13 protein-coding genes and 1 pseudogene are annotated in these 15778 nt (G+C 38.6%); 9 read left to right on the top strand and 5 right to left on the bottom strand.

Annotated features, from left to right (window positions below; genetic code table 11):
- Positions 1-159 precede the first annotated feature (159 nt).
- From DD627_RS02965 to DD627_RS02950, 4 genes are all read left to right on the top strand, one after another.
- Positions 160-387, top strand: a complete 228-nt coding sequence (locus DD627_RS02965; protein ID WP_057784448.1) for a hypothetical protein — start codon at positions 160-162, stop codon at positions 385-387.
- Positions 377-730, top strand: a complete 354-nt coding sequence (locus tag DD627_RS02960) for a type II toxin-antitoxin system PemK/MazF family toxin (RefSeq protein ID WP_057784449.1) — start codon at positions 377-379, stop codon at positions 728-730. The genes DD627_RS02965 and DD627_RS02960 overlap by 11 nt, the downstream gene beginning before the upstream one ends.
- A 156-nt stretch (positions 731-886) precedes the next feature.
- The gene (locus DD627_RS02955; RefSeq protein WP_260274780.1) at positions 887-2362 is read left to right on the top strand and encodes an MFS transporter; all 1476 of its coding nucleotides are present in this window, start codon (positions 887-889) and stop codon (positions 2360-2362) included.
- A 28-nt stretch (positions 2363-2390) separates the two neighbouring features.
- Positions 2391-3158 carry a sulfite exporter TauE/SafE family protein gene (locus DD627_RS02950; protein WP_057784450.1) on the top strand — a complete coding sequence of 256 codons (768 nt, stop codon included), beginning with the start codon at positions 2391-2393 and terminating at the stop codon, positions 3156-3158.
- Positions 3159-3426: 268 nt separating this feature from the next.
- On the opposite strand, the gene DD627_RS02945 is transcribed toward DD627_RS02950, so the two are convergent.
- The 4 genes from DD627_RS02945 to DD627_RS02930 form a co-directional block, all read right to left on the bottom strand.
- A complete protein-coding gene (locus DD627_RS02945) occupies positions 3427-4134 on the bottom strand; it encodes an EAL domain-containing protein (RefSeq protein ID WP_260274779.1) in 708 nt (235 codons plus the stop codon).
- Positions 4135-4420: 286 nt separating this feature from the next.
- Entirely contained in the window at positions 4421-5569 is a 1149-nt protein-coding gene (locus DD627_RS02940) for a GGDEF domain-containing protein (protein WP_260274778.1), read from the bottom strand.
- A gap of 329 nt (positions 5570-5898) precedes the next feature.
- Positions 5899-6606: an EAL domain-containing protein gene (locus tag DD627_RS02935; RefSeq protein ID WP_260274777.1), complete on the bottom strand. Its 708-nt coding sequence runs from the start codon at positions 6604-6606 to the stop codon at positions 5899-5901.
- A 183-nt stretch (positions 6607-6789) separates the two neighbouring features.
- Entirely contained in the window at positions 6790-7992 is a 1203-nt protein-coding gene (locus DD627_RS02930; RefSeq protein ID WP_260274776.1) for a GGDEF domain-containing protein, read from the bottom strand.
- Between the two features lie 430 nt (positions 7993-8422).
- Here DD627_RS02930 and DD627_RS02925 point away from each other — a divergent pair, with 430 nt between their 5' ends.
- The 5 genes from DD627_RS02925 (at position 8423) to DD627_RS02905 (ending at position 14137) form a co-directional block, all read left to right on the top strand.
- Positions 8423-9409: a choloylglycine hydrolase family protein gene (locus DD627_RS02925; protein ID WP_260274775.1), complete on the top strand. Its 987-nt coding sequence runs from the start codon at positions 8423-8425 to the stop codon at positions 9407-9409.
- Between the two features lie 113 nt (positions 9410-9522).
- Positions 9523-10194 (top strand): endonuclease/exonuclease/phosphatase family protein, encoded by a 672-nt coding sequence (locus tag DD627_RS02920; protein WP_198145852.1) that lies wholly within the window; start codon positions 9523-9525, stop codon positions 10192-10194.
- 58 nt (positions 10195-10252) lie between these two features.
- Positions 10253-10954: an ABC transporter ATP-binding protein gene (locus tag DD627_RS02915; RefSeq protein ID WP_260274774.1), complete on the top strand. Its 702-nt coding sequence runs from the start codon at positions 10253-10255 to the stop codon at positions 10952-10954.
- A gap of 9 nt (positions 10955-10963) precedes the next feature.
- Positions 10964-13528: an ABC transporter permease gene (locus DD627_RS02910; protein WP_260274773.1), complete on the top strand. Its 2565-nt coding sequence runs from the start codon at positions 10964-10966 to the stop codon at positions 13526-13528.
- Positions 13529-13570: 42 nt separating this feature from the next.
- Positions 13571-14137, top strand: coding sequence for a TetR/AcrR family transcriptional regulator (locus tag DD627_RS02905; protein WP_057784461.1), 567 nt, complete (start codon positions 13571-13573; stop codon positions 14135-14137).
- A gap of 136 nt (positions 14138-14273) precedes the next feature.
- Here the strand turns inward: DD627_RS02905 and DD627_RS02900 are convergent.
- Positions 14274-15298: pseudogene (locus DD627_RS02900) on the bottom strand (IS30 family transposase).
- Between the last annotated feature and the right edge of the window lie 480 nt (positions 15299-15778).

The raw sequence follows: 15778 nt of genomic DNA, 5'->3' as shown, positions 1-15778 counted from the left end.
CACATAATTATTTAAACACTCAAGAATATACTATCGTACGGTCTGTAAATAACAAAAAATAAAAGATTTGTGTATTTATAATTAACAGACTAAGGCTAAATCATTGACCAGCAGATACGATATACATTTAATATATATAAAGAAAGGTTGGCGGAAAATATGCGGAGCGTAAAATTAAGAAAAGTGGGAACTTCTAATGTATTGACTGTCCCAAGCAGTATTAAGCCTCGTGAAACTGAATTCGACGTATTTTATGGTCGTAACGGCGCCATTGTTTATACCCCCAAAACCAAAAATCCTTTTACAGACGAAAATTTCGTGAAAACGCATCAAGGAAAATTGGATGAAACATTGGTTGAAACGGAGCTAAGGAAAGATGAATTTTAATTATGTTCCGGAACAACAGGATATCATCTGGATTAACTTTCAACCTTCTAAGAAAAATGAGCTTCTGGGGAGGCATCCGGCAGTGGTTTTAAGCACCAGTGGTTACACAGCTGTCACGGGTCTAGTTGCTGTTTCGCCAATTACCCATGCCACGGACAATCGATTGAAAGAAATGTTTGTACCTATAAAATCAGATTTTGGGATAGAAGGATTTGTAAATCCACTGAAGTTTCATACATTTAGTGTGATCGGAAGGCATGTTGAATATGCTGGTGGTTTATTAGATGACGCGTCTTTTGCCATTGTTTTGAAAGTACATCAACAAATTTTGAATTATATGTGATTAGAATAGTTTGAATGGATCAAAGTCTAGAACTTTGGTCTTTTTATGTGGCAATTTTCGTCGTTTTACTATAGAAAAGTAAATATAATTTACACCAAGATGTGAATAAGTTGTAACATAAAAGCTAGTTAACTTTTGGAGGAAGAAGCGAAGGACTTGTCAAAACGAAACATTTTTATTGTTACCTGTGCACTACTTTTATCGAATGCAATGAGTGGGCTAGATAGCACCATTGTGAATACTGCCTTGCCCGCGATCATTTCTGATCTTCACGGTATTGAAATGATGGGTTGGATCGTCGCTGTCTTCTTACTTGGAACAGCGGTTAGTACCCCTCTATGGAGCAAACTTGGTGAACACATTGGCAATAAACAAAGTTATCAACTTGCGGCCTTATTTTTTGTGGTGGGTTCTTTACTTCAGGGACTCTCGCCAAACATTGTCTTTTTGATTATCTCGCGAACAATTGCTGGAATTGGTAACGGTGGCGTTGTTTCCTTACCATACATTATTTACGCTCGGATGTATGCTGATCCCCGCAAACGGATGAAAGTTTTGGGGTTCGTCTCTGCCAGTTACAGTACTGCCACCATCATTGGTCCGCTGGTTGGTGGATTTATCGTGGATGCCTTCTCGTGGCACTGGGTCTTTTATTTAAACGTGCCTATCGGCTTGATTTCAGCAATTTTAGTTCAAATCTATTACAAAGCAGAAAAAGAAGCACATAAGAATAAACCAGTTGATTACATGGGTTCCATTTTAATGACCATTGGTTTAACCAGTTTACTGGCTGGCATTGAAATGATTGGCACTGCCAGCACGTTGTTTGTGACAGTGGCATTGATTGTTGCCGTTATGTGCATTGGGGCAATGATTTATTTCGAAAGAGGCGTGGCCGATCCGATTATTCCAAGTCGCCTATTCAAAAATCGCGAATTAGTGATTGATTTTATCCTGTTTACCCTAATCTGGGGCGCGTTTGTGGGCTTCTTAATTTACAGTCCAATGTGGGCGCAAGGATTACTGGGGACTTCGGCGTTAATTGGAGGTGCTACCCAAATTCCAAGTTCATTTACGAATTTTATGGGATCAGGTTCTGTGGCAACCTTGCGGCGGTACTTCACACCGCAAAGAGTGGTGGTAATTGGCATTGTGATGCTGATCGCCTCTTTCCTATTCCTAGTAATTGGCGGCGTTAAAACTCCCTATTGGGTCCTGTTAGTAGCGGGAGCATTTGAAGGATTTGGTAATGGTGCCTGCTTCAATGAACTTCAAGTAAAGGTCCAACAAGATGCCGATTTAGGGGATGTTCCGGTTGCCACGTCATTTAGTTTTCTAATTCGGATGTTAAGCCAAACGTTTACGGCATCTATCTTTGGCCTTGTCATGAATAGTGCGCTTCGCCACGGTGTTTCAAGCTCGCACGGCGCCGTGACAATGAAAATGATGAATAAATTAAGTGATGCCACAAATATTAATTCTTTGCCAACCAAACTTTTGCCACAGATGCGAGCCATTTTGCATAATGGGCTACACAACATTATGTTATTATCGCTTGTGCTAATGTTGGTGTCTTTGGCAATCAATGTTTGGGCGCAACATTTGGAAAAGCGTGCCCATGTCACGGTATAGCGAATGACTTAGAAAGAAGTTGGTTATTTTGTCACTTTGGCTTATGTCTGTAATTTTGTTGGCAGCTGGATTAGCGGCCGGCCTGTTGTCATCCATTGCTGGATTGGCGTCGTTGGTTTCCTATCCTGTGCTATTAATGTTGGGATTACCCCCAGTTAGTGCAAACGTGACGAACACAGCAGCGCTAATTTTCACAGGTGCTGGCTCTAGTTTGTCATCTTTAAGAGAATTACATCACGTTCGAAAAACGGTGTTGAAGGTCACAATTTATGCCTTAATTGGTGGGGTTGTGGGCAGTTTCTTGCTGGTAATTGCGCCCGCAACAACTTTTGAACGGGTCGTTCCTTTTTTGGTATTTGGGGCTGGTCTGTTAATGCTTTGGTCTCAATTTCGCCACACCGTACCTAAGAAAGTGGATCATACAAATCATCTGGCAACGACAATTTTAAAAAATACCGCAATTTTGCTGGTCGGTGTTTACATTGGTTATTTTGGTGCATCGGCTGGAATGATTATGCTTTCAATTTTGATTGTGACGCTCAATGACAGTTTTGGTGAGATTAATGCGATTAAAAACTTTGCGGCGTTTATGACAAACATTTTGTCGTTGATTATTTACGCGTTTACTACAAAAGTGTACTGGTGGATGGTTGTACCATTGGGAATCGGGATGTTTATTGGTGGTTACCTAGGTCCAGTTGTCATTCGTCATGTTCCGGTAAAACCCTTGCGGATTGCGATTTCGTTTTCTGCATTTGGTTTGGCGGCTTATCTGTTTTACACAGCTTATTACTAAAAACTAAAGGTTGAAACTCCAAAAACTTATCTTGTTGCTTGATACGAAAACGTTCATGGCAATAAAATCAGATTAAATTGCTGTCTTCCAGACCAAGTGAGCCGCAGGACAGCAATTAAACTACTGCTTTTGAACCAAGTCGTTTAATACTAGTTATTGAAGTCATTTTGATACTTTCAACCTTAGCTAAAAACAAAACATGAGCCATACTAGGTTTTTCGACTTGGTATGGCTCATGTTGATTTTAATACAGGATTAGAACGAAAAATTATTTCTGTGTAAATGGTAAAACAGCACGTCTGGAACGCTCCGCTTGTATCGGCAAAAACACAGGACGAGCCAAACCAAAACCTTGTAACAGGTTAACGCGATAGTTAATTAAAAGTTGTAAATCTGTTTTGGATTCAACGCCCTCTACTGTAAAAAGTTTGTTATTTTTGGCCGCTAATTCACACCAAAAAGACAAGCTATGGATGATGGACGTTAATGACTGTGTTTTTCTGAAATTCTGGATGGCAAATTTATATTCGCTTATATATGGATTTAACAATAAAGTTCGATCAATTTGATTACTACCGGAACCCACATCATCCATGATCAAATCAATGCCGGCTTCAAAAAAATGCTTGGCTGCAGTTTGAATTTCACTTGAGTTAACGGGAAATTTGGAATCATGCTCGGTGAGTTCGACTTCTAAAGTAACTGGTAAAAGCTGATTCTTAACTTCACTTAAAACGGCACAGAATTCTGGATCAATAAACTGTTCTGGATCTAAATTAATGGATACGTTTTTTAAATCTTTGGAAAGAACAGGGATGGTTTGCAAAAGGAGGTCCGCAATTTGTTGTGGTGGAAATTGGGCAAAGTCGTCTGGTAAAACCCAACTATCGCCAATTTTTTCACGCAAAAATAGTTCACACCCAACTGGTTTTAGTGGATCAACTGAAAACTTAGATTGTCCCCAGAAACGAATCATAGTAACTTCTCCAATACGGTTTAAGACATAACACGAAACCAAACATACTCTTTATCGTTTGTTAAGCAGTCTAATTGACGATTATTTTAGCACAATAAAGCCAAACTACAATAGCGTTTCAAGTGGGCAAGACCGATAAATTTTGAACTGCATCTTAAACTAAAAATCAGTCATCCATAAGCCCTTTATGGCGCTGTTTGTTTAGCCGAAAACTTGAATAACTATTCGTTAAATAAATACGTAAAAAATGAAAAAAGTTGTCACATAAGTTAATTATGTCACAACTTTATTTTTCATTTTCAATGGTAACTTGATCGCGACCTTGGCCTTTAGAGTGATAAAGCATGCGGTCTGTCCGTTCGTAAAATAAATTTGAGGTCACATCATTGGGCCCCAACTTAGCGACACCCATTGAAACCGTAATTTGTAATTTCAAATGATTGGTAGGAAAGGTTGTTTCACGAATACGATTTTGTAAGTGGTAACTAAATTTTGCCGCCTCTGGTAAGTCTGTGTTAGGCATAATAATATTAAATTCCTCTCCGCCAACCCGATAGACTTTGGCATTCGGCATCTTTTCACTCTCGTCAACAAGAATCTTGCCGACAGCTTGTAAGATTTCGTTTCCAGTTAGGTGGCCGTGGTCGTCATTAACTCGTTTAAAATAATCAATATCCAGAGCTAACATGGTTAAGGCATGCTTGGTGTGTTGAAATGCCGAGACCTGAGTTTCTAAATCGTTTTTAAAAGAGAGATACTTATTTAATTTGGTCAGTGGATCCGTAGTGGCCTGGCGACTAAGCAAAGTTAAATAGTCATTTTCGTGGTTTAAATGACTAATTCCAAATTCAAGAACCGCGTTCATTACGACAAAACTGAAGATATTGAAAAGCGTGATTTTCCAGGTTACAGCACCGAAATAAGGAAGCTGTAAGTAATTGAACACAAGCCACAGGACACCTAAAATAACGTCTAAAGAGCCAATGAGAAAAATTTGTGGTAGTTGCCATTTACGCACAATCGAAACTAATAGCAAAGTAAGCAGATAAATTATTGCCGTCATTGTAAAGAAGTAGATTGTCCCAGCAGTGAATCCCCACAGAATAATTCGTGCAAGAAAACTCATCAAAACAATCACGGCACTACTTCGTTTGCCAAGATAAATAGTTACATAGAAAAGTAATAGTAGACGAAAATTAACGAAAGCTAAGTCATGACCTTCTCGAGCGACCACAAATTCAAAATAGATTCCAAGGATAGAAAAATAGCACACACTAAAAATTGCTAGCCGACCTGTTAAATAGTTGATGGTTTCAGAAATGTTTCCTGAACGGGAAATTATCGATCGAACTAGAATTTGAAAGAATACAATTACGCCGAGGGTAACAAAAATGCCAGTAAATAATGGCGATAAGAACCAGAGGTGTTCAGTCAATATTAATCATCTCTTAACTAAGAATTCTAACTAGTATTCATTAATTAAATAATAACCATTTGTATATCTAATAAAATTTCAGGTGACCATTTGCTAACAGATACCGTTAGTTAAGCCCTTTAATCATAGCAAATAATAGTGAGACAACAATGATAAATGAAAACGATTTTTTTGTTTTAGCTTTTAACGAGCATACAAAAGAAAACTATTTTTTAAACTAAAGGTGTTTTTGATATCGAAAATGAGAAAAAGGAATGCTATTTATCATAGGTTTTTGGTAAAAAAAATTATCCAAAAACTGGATAATTACGAGGTACGTTAAGTGATTTTTAATAACAAGTAGTAGATTCAGAGATTACGCTATCAGGATCATCCTGAGTGGGCAGATATATTGGTCTTCCAAGCGCATATCCTTGAAACATATCTGCCTGATAGCGCGAAAGGATTAGCAAGTCTTGTTTAGATTCAACGCCTTCAATTGTGAACAACTTCTGATTCTTTTGTGCTAAATCTCGCCAGAACGTTAAATTGGGCACAATATCTTCTAAAGATTCAAACGGACGGAAATTTTGAATGGCAAATTTATATTCGTGAACAAAATCATTAAGGAGTTTAACCCGTGCTAATTGATTATCACCAGAACTGACATCGTCTAAAATGATATAAAAGCCAGCGTCGTTAAAACGTTTTGCAGCTGTGACTAATTGGGAAGGCGAAATGTTTAGTTGCCCCGTTCTTTCTGTTAATTCAATGGATAACTGAATGCCAGAAAGCTGTTGTTTTATAGCAAAAAAAGCTTGTAAAAAAACAGGATCTACAAATTGATCAATGTCCAAATTAATCGAAATGTGTTTCATTTTTTGTGGGAACTCAGGTGTTGTTCGCGTTAGAAGATCTGTAATTTGTGTAGCTGTAAATTTACTGAAATCGGTTGGAATTTCCCAATTACCAGTATTGTATTCACGTAAAAATAATTCATATCCAATGGGTTCTAAAGGTTCGCGTGAAAACTTCGGTTGTCCCCAAAATCTTAGCATGCAAGTCATCTCCAAACATAAGAAATTAAAAAAACCCGTACTTGATCTTTCACAAGTATGGGTCGTGTTCAATATCGTAATATTGAATGAGCAGTTTTTATTTAATTCGTTAATATAACAATACTAAGTGTAGCACGGCTGTATAAAAATACAAGGGACTAAACAAAGATTGTTTCACAGAGTTTAGTTTTGAGTTGAACTAACAGGGTTACCGAAGCCAGTTGTAGATGATTTTGTGAGTTCAGTATCGACAGTTACGCGATCGCGGCCCTCACCTTTAGAGTGGTATAACATTTGATCAGTTCGTTCGTAAAATAAATTTTGAGTTTTATCGCTGGCATGAAGAGTGGATACACCCATCGAAACTGTAATTTTTATATTTTGATTTTCCGAGATTTGAAATGTGGCCTGTCGGATTTTAGCTTGCAAGTCATGGCTAAATTGGCTAGCTTGTTCAAGACTTATGTTGGGTAGTAAGACATTAAATTCTTCGCCACCAACACGATAACAGTGCGCATCAGGAAGATCGTGAACCGCTCCAATTAATAGTTTACCTACACCAATTAAAATCTTATTACCCGCTAAATGACCGTATTGATCATTAACCCGTTTGAAATAATCAATGTCTAAAGCGATCATCGCGAGTGGTTTCTTGGAGCTATGAAACTCACCAAATTTTTTAGTGAAATCAGTTTTGAAGACAGCATAATTTTTCAATTGGGTCAACGGATCAATAGTAGCTTGGTGCGTTAATGTGTTTAAATAATCATTTTCAGTGTTTAATTGAGTTAATCCGTAATATAGGGAGAAGTTCATAACACCAAACGCAATCCAATAATAGACAACTTGCGATAGCGGAATGTCACCTAAGTAATCTAAACGAATGTAATGAAGAAGTAACCAAAAAACACCTACAATAATGTTCAAGCAGTTGACTAACACTAACTGACTACTGTGGTGGCGGCGGATTAAGTGCAAATTAAGTGCAAAAATTAAATACATAAACACTGAAAATGCAATAAAAATAAATGTGCCTGTTGTACTACCCCAGAATAAGAAGCGGGTAATAAAACTGCACAAAATGACGATGAAACTTGTGCGTCGACCTAAGAAAATAATGACGTAGGATAACAAAAGTAAACGGAAATCAATGAAAGCAATGTCACTATCCTGTTGAACAGCCGCAATTTCAAAATAAATGGCAAGTGCGGAAAAGTAAACCGTGCTTAAAACGGCAAGACTACCCACCAAATAATTAATAGGAGCTCCCTTTTTGGTTGAGCGGGACATTAAAGTGCGCGCCAACAATTGAAAGAACAGGATAATCCCTAAGGTTACAAAAATGCCGGTAAAAAGAGGCGATAATAGCCAGTCGTGTTGGGTCAAAGTAATTCATCTCTTAACTAAGTAATTATTATTTTTATGAATTTTTAATTTAAGTGTGTTTAATTATAACAAATTATCAATAGGCAACAAGGGAATTCATGAATCAGTATAGGGTAACAACTTTAAACCTAGATTAATTCAGGATTTAGCCTAGCGTTTGAGCTACTTAGTGCACAAAAAAGCAACCATCATAGTAGTCGGGATGGTTGCTACAAGCACAATAAATGTGCGGCGTATTTTCATACGCATCAGACAATTGTCTGATAAGATTTGGCACCTTAATGTGAATTGTACCACAAATGTGCCAATTTAACCGCACAATTACAGATATTTCGCCTAAATTTCGTTTGAATTGGCTTTTCAATCAGAATATACTAATTCTATGTACTAAAAGTTAGAAACAAATCAAACGATAGGATGTGACACACATATGTGTACAAGTGTAATGTACCAAAATGCAAAGGGTAATTGGTTTTTGGCGCGAACGATGGATTTTTCGTTCGAATTGGGTGGCCGTCCTGTTGTGATTCCGCGTAATTTTCATTTTAAAAGTGATGCTGATGAAAAAGGTTTTGACACAAAATTAGGTTTTACTGGTGCTGGTCGAGATTTGAATGGTTATATTTTAGTCGACGGGGTTAACGAAGCCGGTGTAGGTGCCGCAACGCTTTACTTTGACGGCTTAGCTAAATTTGCTGACCAAGCAGTTTCAGGTAAAACGAATGTTGCGCCTCATGAGGTCATCAACTGGATTTTAGGTAATGTCACGAATGTTGCCGATTTAAAAGCTAAAATTGCTGATCTGAATATTGTCGCAATTGCGAATGATTTGTTTAAGATTATCGTGCCACTTCACTGGATTGTGGCTAATAAAACGGGTGCTTGTGTCGTTTTGGAACAAGACGAAAACGGGATGAAAGTAATGGATGATCCAGTTAAAGTCATGACCAATAGTCCTGATTTCCAATGGCATCTAAAGAATTTAAATAATTATGTGCAATTAAAGCCAACTTCTCATAGCTCAAAGAAGTATGGCGAGTTTGAATCGGAGGCTTATGGTTTAGGTAGTGGAGCACTTGGTTTACCAGGAGACTACACCTCAGTTTCCCGATTCGTGCGAGCTGCATTTATTCGTCAAAATACTGATAAGGCAAAGACAGTGCCTGGTTCAATTAATGCCTTATCGCACATTTTGAACAGTGTGGAGATTCCTAAGGGCGTGAAAGCTGATAATGAAGGTGGTTGTGACTATTCTCAGTATCGCGGCTACATGAGTTTAGACGAGGGTGCTTATTACATGCAACCATATGACGACCAAACGATTACGCGTGTGGTGATGACACCTGAATTGTTGAATGCTAAAGAGCCAACTGAATTTCCATTGAAGGCGGAACAACACTTTAATTCGGTTAATTAAATTTTTGCTAGAAGCATTGGATTACTGAAAAGGTTATCTGGTGCTTTTTTAAGTTTTAAATAGCATAGTCTCGTGTACAAAAAGTATAATGAAGACAAGCAAGTAGAAAGCTAGTGAGATATTTGAAAATTGTTAGTTGGAATTGTAATGGTGCGTTTCGAAATAAGTTTCAATATATTCAGAAGCTTAATGCAGATTTATACATAATTGAAGAGTGTGAAAATCCGGAGAAAATTATCAGACCTGAGTATTTAAACTATGTTAAAAGCAGTGCTTACAAGTGCTTTAAAGGTGATAAAAAGGGATTACTTGTATTTTCGCCAGTGGCTACTATCAATCCTGTGCATTGGAATGATAATCGCATGCGTTATTATTTACCATTTAATTTTTTAAAACATCATTTTTTAGGAGTTTGGACGAAGGATAATTATATTGAAGATTTGTATTTGTATTCCAGTTTCAATATTCAAAAACTAAAAAATAGATATATTATTGGCGATTTTAACAGCAATGTTATGTGGGACAGAAAACATGGCTATCGAACCCATTCTGACTTTAATAAACTTGTTTCAAAGGTAGGCTTAGGAAGCGCCTATCATATGCAAACCGGTGATCTTTTTGGGCAAGAAAAACAAGCAACTTTTTATTTATATCGGAAACCAGAGAAACCATACTATATTGATTATGCGTACCTTCCCGAAAAATCAACGTTTAATATTACATTTGGAGATTCAAGTTTTTTACAGTATTCAGATCACCTCCCGTTAATATTAAACGTGAAGTAGCAACTTTTTAAATGCTATAATTCAAGTAACAGTAATCGAGATTTGAGAGGACGAAAAAATGGCATTTATCACATTAAAAGACGAAACAAAGCGTTACACAATTGAAAGCAATACCATCGTTGCCAATAATAAAGTGAACTTTGAAATTGATGAAGGTGAACTGGTTATTATTTTGGGCGAATCGGGAGCTGGAAAATCAACTGTCCTCAACATGTTGGGTGGCATGGATCATCCAACTGAGGGTAGTATTTTAATTGATGGCCAAGATATTGCGACCTATAATGAACGTCAATTAACTTCTTATCGCCGCACAATGGTAGGGTTTGTGTTTCAGTTTTACAATTTAATTCCTAATTTGACCGCCCGTGAAAACGTAGAATTGGCCAGCCAGGTGGCAGATGATGCCTTGGATGTGGAAGAAACCCTCAAACATGTTGGTCTTGAAAAGCGAATGGATAATTTTCCTGCACAACTTTCTGGTGGCGAACAACAACGGGTCGCGATTGCGCGAGCTTTGGCCAAAAATCCCAAGTTGCTTTTATGTGATGAGCCCACCGGAGCTTTGGATTATCATACCGGAAAACAAATTTTACAGTTACTGCAAGATACGGCTCGAAAAACCAACCGAACTGTTTTAATTGTGACGCATAATTCGATGATTGCCCCGATGGCAGACAAAGTGATTCATTTAAAGGATGCCCAAGTCCAAGGGATTGATATCAATAAACAGCCAACCCCTGTTGAACAGATTGAATGGTAGGTGCACACGATGAATCGAACTTATTTTAAGTCAACCATGCGGGAAATCAGTGACTCAGTGGGTCGCTTTGTGTCGATTGTGCTGATTATTTTACTGGGTTCTCTACTGTACGTCGGAATTCGAAGTGTGGGTCCTGATCTGAATCAAACGGCAAGCCATTATTTTGAAAAGCAAAAATTAAGTGATGTGAAAGTTACCTCAACGATGGGGCTGACGAACAGCGATTTAACTTCAATTAAGCAAAACAAACAAGTTAAACAAGCGATGCCGGTTCATATGACGACATTACAGAAAAGGCGTAACCAAATCGTTAGCGTTTACGGCTATCAAAACGGCAGTAAACTCGATCGATTGAAGTTAGTAAGTGGCAAATTGCCAACTAAAAACAACCAAATTGTGCTTGATAAAAAAGCTAAGCAAAACGGCTATAAAATTGGCGACACGTATCGATTGCCTAAAAGTGCCAGTTTAAAACGGCGCACGTTTAAAGTCGTTGGCTTTGTGAATTCGCCGCAATATGTCAGTAGTACGGATCGAGGCACAACTAATTTAGGCAGTGGGACGGTAAATTATTTTGCCTATGTCCCCAAAGCGGTCTTTAAACAAAAAGAATATGCGCTCATTGCGGTGCAGTTTAGAAATCCGAAGCATTACGCAGCGGGAACTGACCAATACAATAGCTATATCGACCGCCAAAAAACGAAATTGAAGCACACAATGCGAAATCGTCCGAGTGCTCGACAAAAGCAATTACAAACGACTGCGCAAAATAAATTAGATAAGCAATCCGCCAAAATTACCAAAGAAGAAAAACAGTTAGCAAAGGTGCCAGCAGCTTATCAAACGGCAAAGACAAAAGCGGCCAAAAAAGAGCTGATTGCAGCAAAGGCTAAGGTCAAAAAAGCTGAGGCCAAGGTTAAGGCAATTGCCAAACCCACATATTTGTATAATGATCGCAGCACCAATCCGGGGTATCAAGATTACTTTGATGAATCTCATAGTATCGCGGCCATTGCGATCATCTTTCCGGGTTTCTTCCTATTTATTGCAATCTTAATCACGTTTACAACAGTTTCGCGGATGGTCGAAACAAATCGTCGTGAAGTTGGTTTGATGCGAGCTTTAGGCTATACAAAACACGAAATTGCCATGAAATACATTGTTTACACGTTATTGGCCGGTATTCTCGGAGCTGGTTTAGGTGGCGCGTTAGGGATGTTGACTTTGCCACAATTCGTATTCAGTTTGTTATCAAATAACAACTTGAGCGATTTCGTTGGTGTCATTCCATGGGCGTATTTAGCACAAACAATGGTCGCTGGACTGGTGGCCACTTTGGGCAGCGCATTGATTGTTCTGACGATCAATTTACGTGAAGTTCCTACGAATTTAATGCGCGAACGGGCTCCTAAAGCCGGAAAACGGATTTTAATGGAGCGGATTAAGCCCCTTTGGAAACGACTAAGTTTTAATCAAAAAGTGAGCTACCGGAATTTGTTCCGTTATAAGGGCCGAATGCTGATGACGATTGTCGGCATTGCGGGATGTACGGGTTTGATTTTGACCGGTTTTGGCATCCAAAATTCGGTTGATGATTTAATTCCTGCTCAATACGAGAATGTGCAACATTTTCAAGCCATTGTGACGATGGACAAGGCAACTCGCCAGATTCATGCGGGTCAAATTTCGGCACAAAAATCAGCTTTGATTAAATCAGTGACGGCACGGCCAACCGACGGAACTGCCAACGACACGGTCTCAATGGTGGTGCCAAAAGCCACTACAAATTTTGAAAAATATGTGAGTTTAAAATCAGTTAATGGCAGTAAAAAAATAAAGTTAACTAATAAGGGCGTCATTTTGTCAGAAAAATTGGCAACCGACATGAATGCCAAGGCTGGCAGCACGATTATTCTCCAAATTAGTGGTAAAAAAGTGCGGGCTAAAGTTACTGGTGTGATTAAAAATTATGCTGGTCATTGGCTTTACACCACGCCAACTTATTATCATAAATTAACCAACAAAACTTATCATGCCACTTCACGGTTGGTCAAAACGACGCAAGTCAAGAAGGCGCAACGTGAAAAACTGAGTCGCAAGTTATTAAAACAAACCGGCGTTTTAAATGTTAGTTTTCCGCAGTATGCAGCAGGTGAATTAAGCACTGGTGGGCTAGGATCAGTTGTCTTGATCATGATCGTCATGTCTGGGGCACTGGCACTAGTGGTTTTGTATAACTTAACCAACATTAATATTTCGGAACGGATTCGTGAATTGGCAACCATTAAAGTGCTTGGCTTTTACGACCGCGAAGTCACAGCCTATGTTGCGCGGGAAAATGTGATCTTTACTGTCGTTGGCATTGTTGCAGGCTGGGGCATTGGCGTTTTCTTACATCAATTCATCATGGTCAAAGCACAAACGGGCAGTATCTTGTTTCCGATGGTGATCCATTATCCGGGTTACATTTGGTCTGCGCTGATTACGGGACTGTTTAGTTTAATTATTGGCGTGTTGACGCATTACAAGTTGAAAGGGATTGAGATGTTGGATGCGCTGGCGGCTAGTGAATAAGTATTAAAATGAGTTGGTAAGAAATGAAATGAGGGATGACCAGTGCAGGAAAAACAACAAAGACTTTTTGACGCCGCTCAGGAGATTTTTCAAGAATTGGGTTTCAAAAAAACTAACATTGTTAAAATTACGCAACGAGCTGGAGTCGCAGTCGGAACTTTTTACCGTTTTTACAATTCAAAAGAAGAAATTTTTCTCGAAGTTTATCAAACGGAAAACGAACGAATTAAACAGGCCGTGTTGGCGGACAACGATCTGACTGAAGATCCCCATGTATTGTTGCCTAAAATAATGAAAGAATTGATGCAAAAGGCAACAAATAGTTTGATTTTGCAGGCACGGTATGTGAATCCTAAACTTAAACAGTTGGTTGCGGACGACCCGGCCACACAAGAAGATTATTTGTATAGTACGTTGTCGCAATTGATTGAGCGGTGGCAAAAACGTGATGTGATGAAAACTGATATGACGATTGATCGCGTGCGGCAGTTATTTGAAGCCGTGATGGTGATTGATAATCATCAGGATGAATTACCAGTTGGTGATTTTGAACAATTGATGAATGATTTAATAGAAGGAATTTTACAACGAATTTTGAAGGAGCCTTAATGGGCTCTTTTTGTTTAGAAAAATTAAAAAAATCAGGAATATAATTCAAAAATTATTAGCCTAAAAGATTACCCCAATTGTCAAATCAAGTGCAACACTAACTAGATAAACAGGGAATTGGTATAGGAATCCAAACTTAGGCAGCAGTTAGTTGCTGATAATAAGCTTCAGCACTGAGATAGTGAATCGACTTACGAATCCTGTTATTTAAGGCATCTTGAATTTGTTGAATTTGATTTTCTGTATAATTCTTAAGCGACTCACCCTTGGGAATGTATTCCCGAATTTGACCATTGGCATTTTCATTAGAACCACGTTCCCAAGGCGAATAAGGATGTGCGAAATAGATTTGAGTACCCTTGACCTGATCTAGTAAAGAAAATTCACTGCCATTATCAAAGGTGATGGACTTGAACTGCGAGGTACCACGTTCATTAATTACCGCTTGTAACTCATCCAAACAAGTTTGGGCATGATAGTTAGGAATTTTAATGATCAGTTCAAACCGGGTAACGCGTTCCGTTAAAGTCATGAGAGCTGGTTCTGAAGGTACACGCTTGCCTTTGACTAGATCACCCCCCAGTGGCCAAATTTAGTTCGTTGTTGAACAATGTCTGGTCGCTTTTCAATGGAGGTTCCTAGGATTTTCTTATTGTGACGCTTATGAAAATGAGTTCCTTTAACACGTCTTCTCAATTTCTTAGGAAGATCACTATTACGTAACTTCAGAAGTCCTTGATCAATGTACCGATAAACAGTTGACACTGAGGAGCACGCGTCCTGCGGATGAGCGCTCTTAAATCGATGGACAAAGGTATCGATACTATCAACCCTTGGGTGATGCTTTAAAGCATCCGTTAGTTGCATAAAGAAGCTTCGGCAGGTTTTTAATAAACTTACTGCATGGCAGTTAGCTCGATGCTTTTCATAGATTGCCTGACCAGCATTCGCATAATAAGCTTTAAAGAATAAGTAATCCGTGTTTCGTTGTTGAACAGTTCCGCGTTTAACTTCACGGCTGATGGTACTGGGACTGCGGTGCAACCGTTTAGCAATTTGACGTAGTGAGAGCTTTTGGGTAAGCGATGCTTGAATAATGCCTCGTTCTTCAGGTTTTAGTTGTTGGTAATGTAAAGTAGTGCTATTCTTGGTTTGGGTCATGGAGACTTCCTTTCTTGGGTTTTGACGCTTCAAGTTTAGGTCTCCATGGCCTATTTGTATAGTTTACAGGTGTTGCACTTCAATTTTAAATTCGGCGTTTGAAGAAACGACGTCAATAATCAGAAATGATTTTTTAAATAGGTGTAACTAAAGGTTGAAAATATCAAAATCACTTCAATAACTAGTATTAAACGACTTGGTTCAAAAGTAGTGGTTTAATAATGCGCAGCAACACCGATATTAAAATTATTATATCAGTGTGTTGCTTGCAAAGATTAAACTTAGTCTGGAAGCAAATGGGCTCAGTAGTGTCGTTTATCTTAGCGGGTTTTGCTTAGATAAAGGCCGAGCTTGAAGACGTGGTTTGTGGCTCTAGGTCGTGCCCGCTATTCCGCCTAGTAATGATGATTTTCGTTCCGAAAATCTTTCTTGCTCCTGTCGATGTCGATTCTTGTGGCAAGCTCGGCCGCAAGAACTCGC

It is taken from the genome of Pediococcus sp. (assembly GCF_003533255.1).
In the GTDB taxonomy this organism is placed as follows: Bacteria; Bacillota; Bacilli; order Lactobacillales; family Lactobacillaceae; genus Pediococcus; species Pediococcus parvulus.
The sequence above is the reverse complement of the archived record's forward strand: the minus strand, read 5'-3'. Positions and strand labels throughout refer to the sequence as shown.